Source organism: Pseudomonas sp. PAMC 29040, from assembly GCF_003994535.1.
Classification (GTDB): Bacteria; Pseudomonadota; Gammaproteobacteria; order Pseudomonadales; family Pseudomonadaceae; genus Aquipseudomonas; species Aquipseudomonas paraversuta.
Window position 1 is genome coordinate 43,814 of sequence record NZ_RZAA01000012.1, and the last position, 16,009, is coordinate 59,822.

Sequence of the window (16,009 nt, forward strand, 5' to 3'; positions counted from 1 at the left end):
TGGGGCTTTGTGGGAGCTGACTTGCCAGCGATGAAGACACCTGGTCAGGCCGGCCCCCACATATTTGGCGTGCTACAAGCCGGCGCAGTTTGTGGTGTGTAATTATGCTCTCTGAGCATCAGCCGCCCCTGTAGGAGCGAGCTTGCTCGCGAGCTGTTCGAAAATGCCCCGAGCAAGCGCCTGCAGGTTTAGTGGTGATCAGTGCAGTTTCAGTCGTGGCTCGGTACCGCGTCCGATCCTGCTCTGTAGGAGCGAGCTTGCTCGCGAGCTGTTCGAAAATGCCCCGAGCAAGCGCCTGCAGGTTTAGTGGTGATCAGTGCGGTTTCAGTCGTGGCTCGGTACCGCGTCCGATCCTGCTCTGTAGGAGCGAGCTTGCTCGCGAGCTGTTCGAAAATGCCCCGAGCAAGCGCCTGCAGGTTTAGTGGTGATCAGTGCAGTTTCAGTCGTGGCTCGGTACCGCGTCCGATCCTGCTGCCGAGCATCAGCATCAAGGTGCGGAACGTTCCGTACAGCGCCATTTGGTGCATGCGGTACAGCGAGATGTAAAACATCCGGGCCAGCCAGCCTTCCAGCATGACGCTTCCCATCAGGCTACCCATCAAGTTACCCACAGCCGAGAAGCTCGACAGTGAAATGAGCGAGCCGTAATCACGGTAGTGGTAATCAGGCAGTTGCGACTTGCCTTCAATCCGCAGTTTCAGCGACTTGGCCAGCAGCGAGGCTTGCTGGTGTGCAGCCTGGGCGCGAGGTGGGACCATCTTGTCGGTACCCGGCTGCGGGCAGGCAGCACAATCGCCAAAGGCAAAAATGTTGTCGTCGCGGGTGGTTTGCAGCGTAGGGCGAACCACCAGCTGGTTGATGCGATTGGTTTCCAGCCCTGCAATTTCTTGAAGAAACCCCGGTGCGCGGATCCCTGCCGCCCAAACCTTCAGGCTCGCAGGAATGACCTGACCGTCCTTGGTGATCAAGCTGTCAGCAGTCACTTCGCTCACCGCTGAGTTGGTCAGAACGGTGACCCCGAGCTTCTCCAGGGTTTTATGCACCGGGCCGCCAATGCGTTCCGGCAGCGCGGGCAAAACCCGTGGCCCGGCTTCAATCAGGGTGATGTGCATGTTTTCCGGCTTGATGCGGTCCAGGCCATATGCGGCCAGTTCATGTGCCGCGTTATGCAGTTCGGCGGCCAGCTCGACACCGGTCGCGCCGGCGCCGACGATGGCCACACTGATCTGCTCGACCACATCGGTTTGCCCGGCATGGGCGCGCAGATAATGGTTAAGCAATTGCTGATGAAAACGCTCGGCTTGCTTGCGGGTATCCAGAAACAGGCAATGCTCAGCCGCGCCCTTGGTCCCGAAGTCGTTGGTGGTGCTGCCCACCGCAATCACCAGCGTGTCGTAGCCCAGCTCGCGGGCGGGCACCAGTTCCTGACCATTTTCGTCGAGAGTTGCCGACAATGAGATCTTTTTCTGCTCACGATCCAGCCCGCTCATACGGCCCAGCTGAAATTCGAAATGGTTCCATTTGGCCTGGGCGACGTAGTTGAGCTCGTCTTCGGAGGAGTTCAGCGACCCTGCCGCAACTTCATGCAGCAGCGGTTTCCAGATGTGGGTCAGGTTGGCATCGACCAGCATCACGCTGGCTTTGCCGCGTTTGCCCAGGGTCTTGCCCAGGCGGGTAGCCAGCTCCAGACCGCCGGCACCGCCGCCGACGATAACAATACGATGGTTCATAGGTATCACTCACAAGGCTTGAAAAATTCTGTGTTGCAACGATCCGGGCGAGCGCAATGCAGCTCATAGCGCCAGATAACTCAGGAGGCGGCTCAAAAAGCCCATGCCAATGACCACGATCACCACCACACCAAGGAGCAGCAAGGGCCTGAAAGGCCGGCGCTCAACCTGGTTTTGTGGCAGTTGCAGGTACTCTTCGACATGCTTTTGATCATCTGGGTTCAGGCGGCTGGACATAATTGTGGCCTCGTCAGATAGACGTTGCGGGAGGTGTAAAAGCTACAGCGGTGATTCAACCGGGATTAAAAGGAGCATAGCCGCTGGGCTGCAATGGCTCGACCCGCAGTTCGTCGTCTAGACGAATGATCCCGCTTTCGATTACCCGGGCCGTGATTCCGCCATGGCCACGCACTGCCTGGAAAGTGCCAGGGCCCAGCCGCTGCTCCAGTCGGGCACAGGGCTGGCACCAGCCGGTGGTCTCAAAAATGGCCTGGCCAATCCTGAAGCGCCTGCCTTTAAGGCTGAACAGATTGATCCCGCTGATCACCAGATTGCGTCGCAAATCCGGGGCCAACAGCGGCTGATCTTGCGGGCGCCCCATCAGCGAGTTGATGACGGCCAGATGCTCCCATTGAATCAACGTCACTTGCCGGGCATTGCGGGGCCCCGGGCGCGCATGATCGCCAGTCAGCCCGGCTTCGCGGCGGGCTTCCACGGCGTCGAGTTCCAGCATGTCTGCACGGGACTCGGGGCGTACGCCGATCCAGCGCACGCGGCCGGTTTGCGGTACCTCGGCAAGCAGTTCCTGCAGCGGGCTCACAGGCTGATCCCGACGTCGAAAATAATGCTGCGCCCCAGGTTATTGCGCAAAAAGTCCGGCGCATCCGGTTGCGCGAACAACACCCGGGCAAAGGTAGGGCCCACCAGTGACAGCGAGCGCCAACCCATGCGCAAGTATTCGGTAGGGGGCGGGAAGTGGCTGTTAAGGTCCAGAACTTCGCGCTTGAGGCTGGAGAAGGCAATGATGTCCAATTGACTTAAATCGATATCGCGTTCGCGGTAGTTGGTGGCTTTTTTGTGCAGGGTAGGGCCCAGTCGTTGCAGTAGCTTGCTCGCCGGAATTCGTTTGGGTCGTGCCTCGCGACGTACCAGCTGGCTCAGGGAATAGGCGCTGCGGCGGCGCTGGAGCTCTTCACGCCATTCATCATTCAAGCGTCGGCCTTCATCAAGTACAAAAAACACTTCAAAGCGGGCCTCGCCAAACAATACATCCGGAGGTTCCTGGCTGGGCTGGGTGAAGTCTTCGGAGTGATACGGAATATTCAGGCCCTGGAGCAGGCGCTGGCAGACCCAACGCTCACGCTCCCACTTGCGGGCATTGGATAAAAAGGCATTGGCCTGTTCGGCCTGAATGGTGAGCAGGCGCAGATAATCAGAGTCGTCCATGGACGCAGCTTAGCCTTGAAACAGGTGTTCCTGAAAGTCTGCGGTGTAGACTCGTGTGCATCACCAACAGGGGCATCAAGCACGGAGGGTTGAGCGGTGTGCTTTAACAGGATGAGGACGCGAACATGATCAGTGCCGCAGTGTTGTCCACTGAAACGATGTTGACCGGCTGGATGCTCTATGTGCCCGTGGTGGTCTGGGCGATCTGGCGAGCGCCGTGGGTTGAGCTGTTTGCCGACCCGCGCCGCCAGCACTTGCTGTTCGGGACTGTATTCGGACTGTTCTTGCTGTGGCTGGTGCGACGTGATTTCGATACGGGTGTGTCGTATCACTTTATTGGCCTGACAGTGGTCACGTTACTGCTCGACTGGCCGCTGGCCGTTATCGGTGCGCTTATGGCGCAAGGAGGGCTGGTGCTGCTGGGGCGACAGGACCTGGCCGCGATGGGCGTCAATGGCATGCTGCTGATTGTGTTGCCCATTGCAGTGACGGAATGTTGCGCGCGACTGGTTGAGCGTGCGCAACCGCGTAATCCCTTCGTGTATATCTTTTGCTCAGGCTTCTTTGCGGCGGCGCTGGCGGCGTTGTTGTGTTTGCTGGCAGTGCTTGGCGTGTTGTGGCTGGACGGGATCTTCGTCATGGCGCAGTGGCTGGAAGACTTTATTGGCTATCTGTGGCTGATCATCTTTCCGGAAGCGTTCATCAACGGGATGCTGGTCACTGCACTGGTAGTGTTTTGTCCTGAATGGCTCGAGACCTTCAACCGTACCCGTTACCTGGCCGCCCCCTGGAAGGATGAAGACCCCAGGTGACGGTCAGGCGCTGGCCTGCCAGCGATACAAAGGGCGCTGTAATCGCTGACGAGCCGGCTGGCGCAGGGGGAGTTAATGCAGGCGGTCTGGCAAGTCCTCGGAAAACAGGTCGTCCTCTGCATCCGGGCTTACCGGGATTTTGTGTTCTTCGCTGGCCCAGGCGCCCAAATCGATCAGTTTGCAGCGGTCCGAGCAGAATGGCCGGAACGCGTTGGTGGTTTTCCATTCCACGGCGGTGCCACAAGTCGGGCAGTCTACGGTCATAGGTTTGGTCATGGTTGGCCTCCACGCAAAGTTAAGTAAAAGTGATGCAGGCGCTCGACTTCAGTCTGGAGCGTCTTCAGGTCGCTATCGTTGACCAGGATGTCATCAGCGTGACTCAGGCGTTCTTCGCGGCTGGCTTGAGCCTTCAGAATGGCCTGTACTTGCTGTTCGCTGGTGTTGTCGCGCAATAACGTGCGCTCAATCTGCAAGGCTTGCGGGGCGTCGATCACCAGTACGCGCTGGGTGGTTGCGTACTGGCCGGACTCTATCAGCAGTGGCGAAACCAGAATGGCGTAGGGCGATTTTGCCTGGGCCAGGTTGAGCGCGATTTCTTCCCGAATCAATGGGTGCAGCAGGGCTTCGAGCCAGCGCCGAAGTTCAGGGTCGCTAAAGATCAGGCTGCGCAAGGCGCTGCGATCGAGCTGTCCATCGGCCTGCAGCACGGCATCGCCAAAGTGTTCGGCGATTTTCGCCAGCGCCGGGCGCCCGGGCTCAACCACCCAGCGTGCCGCATGGTCGGCGTCCACCACATGAACACCCAGGGCGGCGAAGTGCTCGGCAGCGGCGCTTTTACCACTGCCAATGCCGCCGGTCAGGCCGAGGATCCAGGGTCTGGAAGATGAGGTATTCATTTCAAACCGAAAGCTACCAATAGAAGGCGGTTATTTGACCACCCCAGAGCAATCCAATCCAGCCGGCAATTGCCAGATAGGGGGCAAAGGGAATCGGGGTGGAGGTTTTGGCCCGGCGTAATGCCAGCAGGCTCAGGCCTGCGATCGCACCCATCAGTGACGAGAGCACAATGGTCAAGGGTAATACTGCAATGCCGCCCCAGGCTCCGAGCATCGCCAGCAGCTTGAAGTCACCATAGCCCATGCCGTCCTTGCCGGTAAGCAGCTTGAAGATCCAGAAGATCGACCACAGGCTTGCATAGCCCAGCGCTGCGCCCCATACCGCTTGTGACAGGCTGGTAAAAGTATCGAAGCTGTTGAGCAGCAAGCCCATCCAGAGCAGGGGCAGCACCAGAACATCGGGCACGATCTGGTGCTCGGCATCGATCAGGCAAATAGCCAGCAGCCCCCAGGTCAGCACCAGCATCCAGCCCGCCTGCAGGCTCAGGCCGAAATGCCAGGCTATAAACGCCGACAATAATCCGCAAGCCAGTTCGGTCAGGGGGTAGCGCGGGCTGATAACGGTCCTGCACCGGGAGCACTTGCCACCCAGTAGCAGGTAGCTGAGCAGCGGAATCTTTTCCCACAGGCGCAACGGGTGCTGGCATTGCGGGCAGTGGGAGCGGGGCAGCATCAAGTTATACACAGGCATTTTTTCGGCTGCGGGCAACTCCAGCAACTCCCTGGCCTGTGCTCGCCAGTCCTGCTCGAGCATCCTGGGCAAGCGCCAGGCCAGGACATTGATAAAGCTGCCCACCAACAAGCCGAAGATCAGGGCGCAGACGATAAAAGCGTCGGGGTGGCGGGTGAAAAATTCAATCATGCTCAAATCACTTGGCCCAATTTGAAAATCGGTAAATACATGGCGATCACCAGTCCGCCAACCATGACGCCGAGTACCACCATGATTGCCGGCTCCATCAATGCTGTCAGGTTATCGACCAGAGTGTCGACCTGGCTCTCATAATAGGTGGCTACGTGGTTGAGCATCTCGTCCAGTGTGCCGGACTCTTCGCCAATTGCTGTCATCTGGATCACCATGCCCGGGAATACTCTGACATCGCCCATGGCAACATGGATCTGACTGCCTGTTGCCACCCGCTGCCTGAGTTGCAGTACCGCGTCTTTGAACAGGCTGTTGCCCGTGGCTCCGGCGACTGCGTGCAGCGCTTCAAGCAATGGAACTCCGGCGGCAACGGTGGTGGACAGCGTGCGGGCAAAACGGGCGATGGCCGAAAAATGCAGCAGGTTGCCCAGCACCGGGAGTTTCAACAGCCAGCGATCAAGGCGCTGACGCAACGCCGCGCAGTGTTTGTAGCGATAGCCCAGAGCCGCACACCCCAGGCCGGCCCCGGCGAGCAGCCACAGGCCGAACTGTTGCAGCGCCTGGGAGACAGCGATTACCCAGAGCGTGAAGAGTGGCAGTTGGGCGTCAAAAGAGTCGAACACGCGCTGGAACTGCGGCACCACTTCAATCAATAAAATTGCGCAGACCCCTGATGCCACCACCAGCACGGCTATGGGGTAGGTCATGGCCTTTTTGAATTTGTTTTTCAGAGTTTCGGTTTTTTCCTTGTACGTCGCGATCCGCTCCAGCAACACATCCAGTGCCCCGGCCTGCTCGCCAGCCTCAATCAGATTGCAGAACAATGTATCGAACTGTGCCGGCCTTTTTCGCAACGCACTTGCCAGGCTGATACCTGCATTGATGTCCTGCTGCAGATCATTCACCAGCTCGCCCATGGCCTGATGTTCCAGGCCGTTGGCAATTACCCCCAGTGCTTGCAGCAGCGGGATGCCGGCTCTGATCAGCGTGGCCAACTGGCGAGTGAAAAGTGTGATCTGTACGGCTTTGACGGGTTTGCCTGCGGGGGTGTCGCGGTCTGTATGCCGGCGAATTTTACTAACGGTAATACCTTGTCGGCGTAACCGGGCCCGGATCATTGCCTGGCTGTGGCCAGTGCTTTCACCACTGGCCGGAGCGCCTTGGCGATCAGTGCCTTGCCACCGATAAACACTGGTTTTATCTGCCTGTGCTGGCATTTTTTCCATCCCTGAATAGTTGATTGCTTTGTTGTGCTCCTGGCCTCAAAGGCTAGATGGCCCAAAGTCGGGACGGCCATTGGAGCGTTTCCACAGATGTCAGCCATGTAGTTGTGGAGCAACCGCCCGCTAACCTTGATAGCCTGTGCGCACTTTTTGGGCGGCTCAGTACTGCTTTGGCGTTTGGCCACAGGGCCGCGTCCCACTTTTGGAGATTTCATGTGAAACAACAAAAAGGCTTCACCCTGATCGAGTTGATGATTGTGGTTGCGATCATTGGCCTGATCGCCTCTTTTGCACTGCCGGCTTACAACGAACACACCATGAAGGCCCGTTTTGCCGAGGTGAACTCAATCAGCAACAGCTACAAGACCGCCGTCGCCCTGTGTTACAGCGAGAGTAATGATTTGACTGTCTGCGATGCGGGCAGCCACGGCATTCCAGGCCCGGCCGCAGCCACTGACAACCTGGCAGCGGGCATGACAGTGGTAGATGGCGTGATCAGCATGACCGGCACTCAGGCAGCGGGTGGCTGGACCAGCGTGATGACGCCTGCCTTGAGCGGCAGCACACTGGTGTGGACCCAAACCGGCACCTGTCTGCAAAGCGGTGCCTGTAAATAGTCAGGGTTCTGCAGGAGCCAGGCCGGCTCCTGCAATGTGAGATGCCGGAAAAAATGCCAGCCAGGGGCAATCTGATCAAACCCTCTGCCGGGCGCAGATGATTGCCGCTCATGCAGTACGGCCAGGGCGACGGTGCGGGCATTGGGGTGTGCAACCCCTCTCCAGAACCCGCTGATCGACGGCCGACATTGAGGTCCGAAAATGGCGAGAATCAGCCATGACCCAGTGCTATTGTGCGCTCCATGAACACACACAACAGCCTTCTTGCGCCTAGCACCGCCGCCTGCGAAATCGCCCGGTTAAGCCGTGATGCGCGTTTTGACGGGGTGTTTTTTACGGCGGTGCTCAGCACCCGGATCTACTGCCGGCCGGTATGCCCGGCGCGCCCGCCAAAGCCCGAAAACGTGGTGTATTACCCCAGCGCGGCGGCTGCTCAGGCCCAGGGTTTCAGACCCTGTTTGCGCTGTCGGCCAGAACTGGCGCCGGGCAATCTGCTGTGGCTGCATGGCGAGCATCTGGTGTCCCGTGGTTTGAAGTTGATCAATGAAGGTTTCCTGGCCGATCACTCGCTGGAGATGCTGGCCGATCGTCTGGATATCGGTGCCCGGCAATTGCGGCGCCTGTTCGTCAAGCACCTGGGTGCCCCCCCGATAGCGGTACACGCGACTCAGCGTTTGCTGTTTGCCAAGCAGCTCCTGAGCGAAACACACCTGTCGATCACCGAAGTAGCCATGGCCTCCGGCTTTGGCAGCTTGCGGCGCTTCAATGCCGCGTTTGCCGAGGCCAATCATGCGCAGCCCAGAGACTTCAGGCGCAGCCCGAAAGCCCGGGCCGACAAGGCATTGGTGCTGCGTCTGGGCTATCGCCCGCCGTACGATTTCAGCGCGTTACTGGGCTTTGTGCAGACTCGGGCCCTGCCTGGCATCGAACAGGTGGACGCCCACAGTTATCAGCGGGTATTTGGTGCCGGCGATGCCCCCGGCTGGTTGCGGGTCAGTGCCTGGCCGGGTGAGCAGCATGCGCTGCAACTTGAACTGTTGAATGTGCCGCCGAGCCAGATGCTTGGTGTGGTCACCAGGATCCGGCGGATGTTTGATCTGGATGCCGATCCTCTGGCAATAGCTCAGACCTTGAGTAGCAGTGCGCTGCTGGCGCCGCTTGTCGAACGCTATCCGGGCCTGCGGTTGCCCGGTGGCTGGGATGGATTTGAAGTGGCGGTGCGGGCGGTACTGGGCCAGCAGGTCAGCGTGGCAGCTGCACGGACCCTGGCCAGCCGCATAGTGCACCGCTACGGCATTGCGATTGAGAGCCCGCCAGGGGCAGGGCTTGATCGTCTATTCCCGGGGCCCGAGCAACTGGCAGAGGCTGATCTGGGGCAGATGGGCATTACCCAGGCGCGGATAGACACAATCAAGGGTATCGCCCGCGCCCTGATCGAAGGCCGGGTGGATTTTGCCGTCGAGCAACCGTTGCACAGCTTTATCCAGCGCTGGGTACAGCTGCCGGGAATCGGCGAGTGGACCGCACATTACATCGCCATGCGGGTGCTCAAACACCCCGATGCATTCCCGGCGGCGGACCTGATACTGCGCCGCGAAGCCAATCCCCACGACACGCCGTTGAGTACCCGGGCCCTGCAAACCCTGGCCGAAAGCTGGCGTCCGTGGCGGGCCTATTCAGTAATGTATTTATGGCGTGCGGCCACTGACTCGGCCGCCGCCCGCAAGGAGTCAACATGACCCGGATTTACTACGATCAAATGCCGTCACCCATTGGCCCGCTGTTTCTGGTGGCCGATGACGAAGGGTTGCGCGAAGTGCGTTTTGAGCTGGATCGTCGGCCCCATACGCCACTGGCGGACTGGGTGCATTCAGCGCCAAAACTGGCTGAAGCGCGGCGTCAGCTCGAGGAGTATTTTTCGGGTACACGGCTGGTTTTCGATCTGTCGCTCAAGCCTGTGGGCACGGCGTTTCAACAGTCGGTTTGGGGGGCGCTGACCACCATTCCCTACGCGGCCACCACCAGCTACGGGCAGATCTCGCAACAAATTCTTCGGCCCAAGGCATCGCGGGCGGTGGGTGCGGCGAACGGGCGTAACCCGATCCCGATCATCATTCCGTGTCATCGCGTGATTGGCAGCAATGGCACGCTGACCGGCTTTGGCGGCGGCCTGGCGGCCAAGCAATGGCTACTGGAACATGAGGTGAAGTGTCAGGGCTTTGTATTGTCCTGACTGCAACCCTGAGGGAGCGAGCTTGCTCGCGACTCAGGCAACGTGCAGTTTCGGGCTGACTGCGCTGATGCCGTCGCGAGCAAGCTCGCTCCTGCAGGTGCGGGTTTTTTACAGGCTCAACCGCATCGACAGATCCACCGCTTTGACATCCTTGGTCATTGCGCCAATCGAGATGTAGTCAACGCCGGTTTCGGCGATCGGGCGCAAGGTGGCATGGTTGATGCCGCCACTGGCTTCCAGCTTGGCTTTGCCTGCATTCAGGCGCACCGCTTCACGCATGTCATCCATGCTCAGTTCGTCGAGCATGATGATATCGGCCCCGGCTGCCAGCGCTTCCTTGAGTTCGGACAGGCTCTCGACTTCGATTTCCACCGGTTTTCCCGGAGCGATCTTGTGCGCGGCACTGATCGCCTGGGCAATGCCGCCGCAGGCCGCAATGTGGTTTTCCTTGATCAGGAATGCGTCGTACAGGCCTATGCGGTGGTTGTGGCAACCACCGCAGGTCACCGCGTATTTTTGCGCCATGCGCAGGCCCGGCAGGGTTTTGCGTGTGTCCAGCAACTTGACCCCGGTATCCGCCACTTGATCGGCCAATGACTGGGCGTGGGTGGCTACCCCCGATAACAGTTGCAGAAAATTCAGCGCGCTACGTTCACCACTGAGCAGTGAGCGGGCCGGCCCTTCGAGGTGAAACAGCACTTGATCGGGGCTCACGCGCTCGCCGTCGACCACTTGCCAGTGCACTGCAACGCGTGGATCAAGCTGGCGAAATACACAGTCGACCCAGGCCGTACCACTGATGACAGCGGCTTCGCGGGTAATGATTGAGGCAGTGGCCAGACGTTCGGCCGGGATCAGCCGTGCAGTGATGTCGCCACTGCCAATGTCCTCGGCTAACGCACGGCGTACGTTGGCTTCGATTTCGGCGGTGAGGTCGGCCAGGCATAAATTCGGCATAACGGGCTCCACAAACAAAGTGCGCCGATTATAGGGCCATGCTGGCGGTGAACCCAAGGAGCGTGCGGGGTAACTGCCGGTTCTCTGCAACTGTGCGGCTTTTGGCACTTTCGGGATTAATTTGCCGGCGCACAGACTGAAATGCAGAGTCTGCTGGCACAAGCGACAGCTTTTACAAGATAATCCGCCTTCTATTTGGCGTCATGAGTTTGACGTCCAGCGCTGGAGGCCGGGATGCACATTGACGGGAAAGCGGGGGCTGACCACAGGTCCTCAATCGAGCTGGCGATTCACTCGCCTCTCGCCCGCCTGCCTGTGATCCTGTTGCAGGTCCATGACAAGGCCGCACAGCAGCTCAAGTCCCACTTGCAAGTACTGTTCGATAACGCCGATGCAACCCTGTTCGAAATGGCCGACAAGGCCCGCAGCGACGCAGAACAGAGCCTGTTTTTTGAAGCCATGCGCGATGTACGGCTCAAGCGCAAAAACATCGAGCGCAGTTTTCTCGAGCGGTTGCTCTACGCATTTATCAAGTTGACCCAACCCGCTGCCAGTGACTCCACACTGTTGATGGCAACCCCCGCGCAGGGCGTGTTTTCGCTGTTGGGCAACGACCTTGAGCGCGCCCAGGTCATCAATGCCATGGTGGCGAAGGTGCTGGTACGCGATCAGTCGGCCCTGTGCCACTTGAGCACGCGCCTCAATACGTTGAGCCGGGTCGTGCTCAATGAGCAGAACAACCCGCTGGGGCCGGCCATGCTGTGCGAATACTTTTTGCAGGCCGAGCGTGATCAGGGCATCGAGATCAAGGTCAAGTTGATCATGCTGCAACTGTTTGAAAAGTATCTGCTCAGCCATACCGGGCAATTGTATGCCGATGCCAACCAGCTGCTGATCGCCACTGGCGCGCTGCCCGACCTGGTGTCCGCAACGTCCTGCTGCTCCGCACAACCGGCCGGGCACCCGCAGCAATCCCCTGAAACGGGTGAATATGCGGGCAACCTGGTGGAGTTGTTATTCGATTACATCCGCGGCGATCGCAACCTGTCGGCGCCGTTGCAAAACATCGTCGGCCAGTTACAGGCGCCGATGTTCAGAATTGCGCAGATGGATCAGAACTTTTTCAGCTGTGATAGCCACCCGGCGCGCCGTTTGCTCAATGCAATCGCCAGTGCTGCCATCGGTTTGGACTCCAGTGTCGATTGCCGTAGCCATCCGTTGCACCGGCAAATCAGTCACGTGGTTCAGCAACTGGCGAGTTACTCGGGTCACGATCCCGGTCTGCTCGAGTCCTGGTTGCACGACTTTTTGATGCTTACCCAGACCGAACATGACCGTGTTGAATTGCTTGAACAACATATCCGCGACAACGAACTGGCGACACATCGCCAGCTGCAGGCAATCAGGCCGTGGCTGGTGTCGTCATTGCCTCTGCCCGTCCTCGACGAACAGGACCATTTAGGGCTGCTGCTGGTCAGCCAGTTGCGAATCGGTACCTGGATCGACCAGCAGGACGATCAGGGTTCGCACCTGCGCTGCAAGCTGATCGCGATAGTCGAACCCGAGGGCAGGTATGTTTTTGTTAATCGCAGTGGCATCAAAACCCTGGAAAAAAACCGTTCCGAATTAATTCGCCAACTGCGTTGCGGCACGATATTGCTGCTCGACGACAGCCTGCTGTTCGACCGGGCACTGGCCTCGGTGATTGAGAGCCTGGGCCAATCCGCCGCGCAGTAATACGCGGCGTTACAGATTGCTCCCCATCGGCCTGCGCATCGCGGCATACTGGGCCTTTCGTTTTTCCCGTTGAAGGAGCCTGTATGCAGCTGGACCCCGCGAGCGGTTGGTGCCAAGGCGTATGCCATTGTCCGTCACCCAACTTCAATGCGCGCCCGAACGGCGAAGTCTCCTTGCTGGTTATCCACAACATCAGCCTGCCACCGGGGCAATTCGCTACCGGCAAGGTTCAGGGATTTTTCCAGAATCGCCTGGATGTCACAGAACATCCCTACTTTGAAGGCATCAGTGAGTTACGGGTCAGCGCGCACTTTCTGATTGAACGTGACGGCAAAATCACTCAGTTTGTGTCTTGTCTGGATCGTGCCTGGCATGCAGGTGTCTCGAGCTTCGAGGGGCGTGAGGCGTGCAATGACTTTTCGCTGGGGATCGAGCTTGAAGGCACCGACGACCTGCCGTTCAGCGATGCGCAGTATCAGGCGCTGATCGGGTTGACCCGGCAATTGCAAGCGGCTTTTCCCGCCATTACCCTGCACCGGATATGTGGCCACAGTGACGTGGCCCCCGGGCGCAAGACTGACCCTGGCCCGGCTTTTGACTGGACGCGCTTTCGCGGCGCGTTGCAGCACACAGGAGAGATGCAATGAGTTTTGTGGTGTTACTGCTGGCGATACTGATCGAGAAACTCTCGGGTTTGCGTCAGCGTCTTCAGTGCGATGGCGGCTGGCTGCGCGAGCTGCACAAGCTGGAGTCCAGCCCCGGGCTCGGGCGCAGGCCATGGTGGGTACTGGCGATCCTGATTCTGTTCCCGGTGGCTGTATTGGGGCTGCTGCTATGGGTGCTGGAACCTGTGGCCTATGGCTTGCTGGTGCTGCCGGTGCATTTGCTGGTGGTGATTTACAGCTTGGGGCGAGGCGACTTGCTGGCCGGGCTCGGACCGTTCCGGGATGCCTGGCGCCGTGGTGACTTGCAGGCCTGCGCCCATGTTGCCGAGCGCGATCTGGGCGAAACCGCCGACAGTGGCGAGCAATTGCTGGAAAGGGTGCAGAGTCATTTGTTATGGCAGGCGTATCAAAGTTTCTTCGCCGTGATTTTCTGGTACTTCCTGCTGGGGCCGGTCGCCGCCTTGAGCTATCGCCTGCTGGCGCTGGCTGCCGAGCATGGCAACAACCCGGAACTGGTCGAGCGTGCACAGCAGCTGCGTCACGCTTTTGACTGGTTGCCGGTTCGGTTGCTGGGAGCAAGTTTTGCGCTGGTGGGCAACTTCGCGGCCGTCAGCCGGGTGATGTTGCATGAACTGCTGAGCTGGGACATCAGCGCCGAACAGTTGATCAACAAGGCTGGCTGTGCCGCCGCTGAAATCCCCGCCCCCCAGGCCGGCCCTGAAGGCGTCGCCAGCCTTGATACCCTGTGGGCGCTGCTGCTGCGGGCTGCCGTGCTGTGGTACGCAGGTTTTGCGGTATGGACATTGTTGCTCTGATGACCATTTAAAACCCTTGCGAGCAGGCTCGCTCCTACACCGGCAGCGTCCAGCCAAACACTTCACAGGCATTGGCTGTTGAAGCCTTGGCCAGTTGCTCCGGGTGCAAGCCCATCACTTCGGCCAGTGCCCGGCAAATATCCGGCAAATGTTCGGGGCTATTGCGCTGGTTGGGGTACATGGCCGGGGCCATGTCGGGCGAGTCGGTTTCCAGCACTATTGTGTCCGGTGCCAGGTCGGCAAGCACTTTGCGCAGGCGCAATGCCTGTGGCCAGGTCGCCGCACCGCCCAGGCCCAGTTTGAACCCCAGCTTCAGGTATTCACGCGCCTCTTCCCGGCTACCCGCAAACGCATGAATGATCCCGCCGCGCTGGAGCCGGAAACGCTTGAGCGTGGCGATCACTTGCGCATGGCTGCGGCGAACGTGGAGCAGGGCCGGGAGCTGGAAGTCCGACGCCAGCTTCAGCTGCGCTTCAAACAGCTGTTGTTGAGCGTCGCGGTCAAGTTCGGGAAGGAAGAAGTCGAGGCCGATTTCGCCTACGGCGCATAGTTGCGGATGCCCGGCAAGACGGTTCAGCCATTGACCCAGTTCAGTCACATGCTCGGGTCGATGCCGGTCGAGGTACACCGGGTGCAAACCCAGGGCGGCATATAGCTGACTGTCTGTTTGCACCAGATCCCACAACCGCTGCCAGGTATTCTGCTCAACCCCCAGCACCACCATCTGCTCAACCCCCAGTGCTCTGCTGCGTGCCAGCAACGGCAGGCGGTCGGCGTCAAAGTCCGGGAAATCGAGATGGGTGTGGCTGTCGATCAGTTGCATGCTCAGGCCTGATGGATGCGCTGTTTGAACACTCGGGCAATGGCATGAATGCCGGGCTCATAGTGCTGCTCTTCAATCGCCGACAAGGCCAGGCTCAGGGCTTTTTCGGCAATCAGCCTGTGTTGCTGGCCCATGGCATTGACCGGCAATGGCAGGAAGTCCAGCAGTTGAGTGTCGCCAAAGGTGGCAAGACGCAACGGCGGACGCTGGCTCGGGTGCTCCAGCAGTGCATCAAACATCCCTTGCAGCAGAACGTATGAGGTCGTGATCAGCGCCTCGGGGAAGTGCCCCTGGCGAGCCAGCAGATCATCGATGATCCGGCGTCCGCATTCGCGGCTGAAGGCAGCACCATGCTCGATCAGTATTTCGCCGTCGAAATTTTCCAGGGCTTGCTTGAACCCCGCCGCCCGGGCCTGGCTGATACTCAGCTCGGGGCGCGCGCCGATCAATGCAATTTGCCGTGGCATCGGTTGTAGCAAACTGCGGGTCAATTGCAGACTGGCTTCGCAGTCATCGCTGATGACCGAGCAAAAGCGCGAAGGCTCCAGAGTCCGGTCAATCGCAATGATCGGCATGCCCAGGTCTTGCAGTTGACGGTAGCTGTCATCGTCCGCAGGCAAGCAACTGGCGACGAACAGGGCGTCACAACGGCGGGCGCGAAACAGTTTGAGCAACTGGCGCTCACTGTCCGGCGCATCGTCCGAGCTGGCGATAAGCAATTGATAGCCGCGGGCCCGGGCCCCTTGTTCCAGTTGCTTGGCCAGGCGCGCATAGCTTGGGTTTTCGAGGTCCGGGAGGATAAAGCCCAGGGTGCGCGTGTGCCGGCTGCGCAGCCCTGCGGCTTGCGGGTTGGGGGTAAAACCATGCTCTTCGACCACCGCGCGGACACGCTCGACTGTGCTGCTGCTAATGCGCTGCTGTTCGGCCTTGCCATTGATGACGTAGCTGGCGGTGGTCACGGAAACACCTGCCAGTTGAGCGATATCACTGAGCTTCACGCCGGAAATTCCTTATTTTTTGTAGTACATGTCGACATTTTGGCCAATCCTAACCGATAAAGGCAGTCGATCTTCGTCTGCCTTGTCGGCATCTGGTTTTTTTGCAAGCCCGGCCGTTTTGCATTGATCAATACGACAAGTTGGGCTTCAAGCGCGGGCAATTATGCAGTAACGTGCCGGACATTCTTGGTT

Annotated in this window: 18 protein-coding genes; 7 read left to right on the plus strand and 11 right to left on the minus strand. The window is 59.3% G+C overall.

Features of this window, described 5'->3' with window-relative positions:
- Positions 1-428: 428 nt before the first annotated feature.
- The 4 genes from WG29040_RS20025 to WG29040_RS20040 form a co-directional block, all read right to left on the minus strand.
- Positions 429-1,730 (minus strand): NAD(P)/FAD-dependent oxidoreductase, encoded by a 1,302-nt coding sequence (locus tag WG29040_RS20025; RefSeq protein ID WP_003443854.1) that lies wholly within the window; start codon positions 1,728-1,730, stop codon positions 429-431.
- A gap of 63 nt (positions 1,731-1,793) precedes the next feature.
- Positions 1,794-1,967: a DUF3094 family protein gene (locus WG29040_RS20030; RefSeq protein WP_003443851.1), complete on the minus strand. Its 174-nt coding sequence runs from the start codon at positions 1,965-1,967 to the stop codon at positions 1,794-1,796.
- A 55-nt stretch (positions 1,968-2,022) separates the two neighbouring features.
- Positions 2,023-2,550 (minus strand): MOSC domain-containing protein, encoded by a 528-nt coding sequence (locus WG29040_RS20035; protein ID WP_003443848.1) that lies wholly within the window; start codon positions 2,548-2,550, stop codon positions 2,023-2,025.
- Positions 2,547-3,176 carry a DUF1780 domain-containing protein gene (locus WG29040_RS20040; RefSeq protein WP_127196777.1) on the minus strand — a complete coding sequence of 210 codons (630 nt, stop codon included), beginning with the start codon at positions 3,174-3,176 and terminating at the stop codon, positions 2,547-2,549. The genes WG29040_RS20035 and WG29040_RS20040 overlap by 4 nt, the downstream gene beginning before the upstream one ends.
- Positions 3,177-3,301: 125 nt before the next feature.
- On the opposite strand from WG29040_RS20040, the gene WG29040_RS20045 reads away from it, so the two are divergent.
- Complete coding sequence (locus WG29040_RS20045) at positions 3,302-3,988, plus strand: energy-coupling factor ABC transporter permease (protein ID WP_003443841.1); 687 nt, start codon at positions 3,302-3,304, stop codon at positions 3,986-3,988.
- 72 nt (positions 3,989-4,060) lie between these two features.
- Here the strand turns inward: WG29040_RS20045 and yacG are convergent, their stop codons facing one another.
- Genes yacG through WG29040_RS20065 form a run of 4 tightly spaced genes read right to left on the minus strand, consistent with a single transcriptional unit; the run spans position 4,061 to position 6,966 of the window.
- Positions 4,061-4,264 carry a DNA gyrase inhibitor YacG gene (yacG, locus tag WG29040_RS20050; RefSeq protein WP_003443840.1) on the minus strand — a complete coding sequence of 68 codons (204 nt, stop codon included), beginning with the start codon at positions 4,262-4,264 and terminating at the stop codon, positions 4,061-4,063.
- Positions 4,261-4,884, minus strand: coding sequence for a dephospho-CoA kinase (coaE, locus tag WG29040_RS20055; protein ID WP_003443839.1), 624 nt, complete (start codon positions 4,882-4,884; stop codon positions 4,261-4,263). The genes yacG and coaE overlap by 4 nt, the downstream gene beginning before the upstream one ends.
- 13 nt (positions 4,885-4,897) lie before the next feature.
- Positions 4,898-5,746 carry an A24 family peptidase gene (locus tag WG29040_RS20060; protein ID WP_127196778.1) on the minus strand — a complete coding sequence of 283 codons (849 nt, stop codon included), beginning with the start codon at positions 5,744-5,746 and terminating at the stop codon, positions 4,898-4,900.
- 2 nt (positions 5,747-5,748) lie between these two features.
- Entirely contained in the window at positions 5,749-6,966 is a 1,218-nt protein-coding gene (locus WG29040_RS20065) for a type II secretion system F family protein (protein WP_127196779.1), read from the minus strand.
- Positions 6,967-7,187: 221 nt separating this feature from the next.
- Between WG29040_RS20065 and WG29040_RS20070 the strand changes: the two genes are divergently transcribed.
- The 3 genes from WG29040_RS20070 to WG29040_RS20080 all read left to right on the plus strand — a co-directional run bounded on the left by WG29040_RS20070 (position 7,188) and on the right by WG29040_RS20080 (position 9,822).
- Positions 7,188-7,589 carry a prepilin-type N-terminal cleavage/methylation domain-containing protein gene (locus WG29040_RS20070; protein WP_010655555.1) on the plus strand — a complete coding sequence of 134 codons (402 nt, stop codon included), beginning with the start codon at positions 7,188-7,190 and terminating at the stop codon, positions 7,587-7,589.
- 242 nt (positions 7,590-7,831) lie between these two features.
- Positions 7,832-9,328, plus strand: a complete 1,497-nt coding sequence (locus WG29040_RS20075) for a DNA-3-methyladenine glycosylase 2 (protein ID WP_127196780.1) — start codon at positions 7,832-7,834, stop codon at positions 9,326-9,328.
- Positions 9,325-9,822 (plus strand): methylated-DNA--[protein]-cysteine S-methyltransferase, encoded by a 498-nt coding sequence (locus tag WG29040_RS20080; RefSeq protein ID WP_127196781.1) that lies wholly within the window; start codon positions 9,325-9,327, stop codon positions 9,820-9,822. Before WG29040_RS20075 ends, WG29040_RS20080 begins: the two co-directional genes overlap by 4 nt.
- A 108-nt stretch (positions 9,823-9,930) precedes the next feature.
- On the opposite strand, the gene nadC is transcribed toward WG29040_RS20080, so the two are convergent.
- A complete protein-coding gene (gene nadC / locus WG29040_RS20085; protein WP_127196782.1) occupies positions 9,931-10,779 on the minus strand; it encodes a carboxylating nicotinate-nucleotide diphosphorylase in 849 nt (282 codons plus the stop codon).
- Between the two features lie 234 nt (positions 10,780-11,013).
- Here nadC and WG29040_RS20090 point away from each other — a divergent pair, with 234 nt between their 5' ends.
- The 3 genes from WG29040_RS20090 (at position 11,014) to ampE (ending at position 13,996) form a co-directional block, all read left to right on the plus strand.
- Positions 11,014-12,516: a DUF1631 family protein gene (locus WG29040_RS20090; RefSeq protein ID WP_127196783.1), complete on the plus strand. Its 1,503-nt coding sequence runs from the start codon at positions 11,014-11,016 to the stop codon at positions 12,514-12,516.
- 83 nt (positions 12,517-12,599) lie between these two features.
- Entirely contained in the window at positions 12,600-13,163 is a 564-nt protein-coding gene (gene ampD, locus WG29040_RS20095; protein ID WP_127196784.1) for a 1,6-anhydro-N-acetylmuramyl-L-alanine amidase AmpD, read from the plus strand.
- On the plus strand, positions 13,160-13,996 hold the full coding sequence (ampE, locus tag WG29040_RS20100; RefSeq protein ID WP_003443823.1) for a regulatory signaling modulator protein AmpE: 837 nt from the start codon (positions 13,160-13,162) through the stop codon (positions 13,994-13,996). The genes ampD and ampE overlap by 4 nt, the downstream gene beginning before the upstream one ends.
- Positions 13,997-14,030: 34 nt before the next feature.
- Here the strand turns inward: ampE and WG29040_RS20105 are convergent, their stop codons facing one another.
- Positions 14,031-14,819, minus strand: coding sequence for a TatD family hydrolase (locus tag WG29040_RS20105; RefSeq protein WP_003443820.1), 789 nt, complete (start codon positions 14,817-14,819; stop codon positions 14,031-14,033).
- A gap of 2 nt (positions 14,820-14,821) precedes the next feature.
- Positions 14,822-15,817 carry a catabolite repressor/activator gene (gene cra, locus WG29040_RS20110; protein WP_010655559.1) on the minus strand — a complete coding sequence of 332 codons (996 nt, stop codon included), beginning with the start codon at positions 15,815-15,817 and terminating at the stop codon, positions 14,822-14,824.
- Between the last annotated feature and the right edge of the window lie 192 nt (positions 15,818-16,009).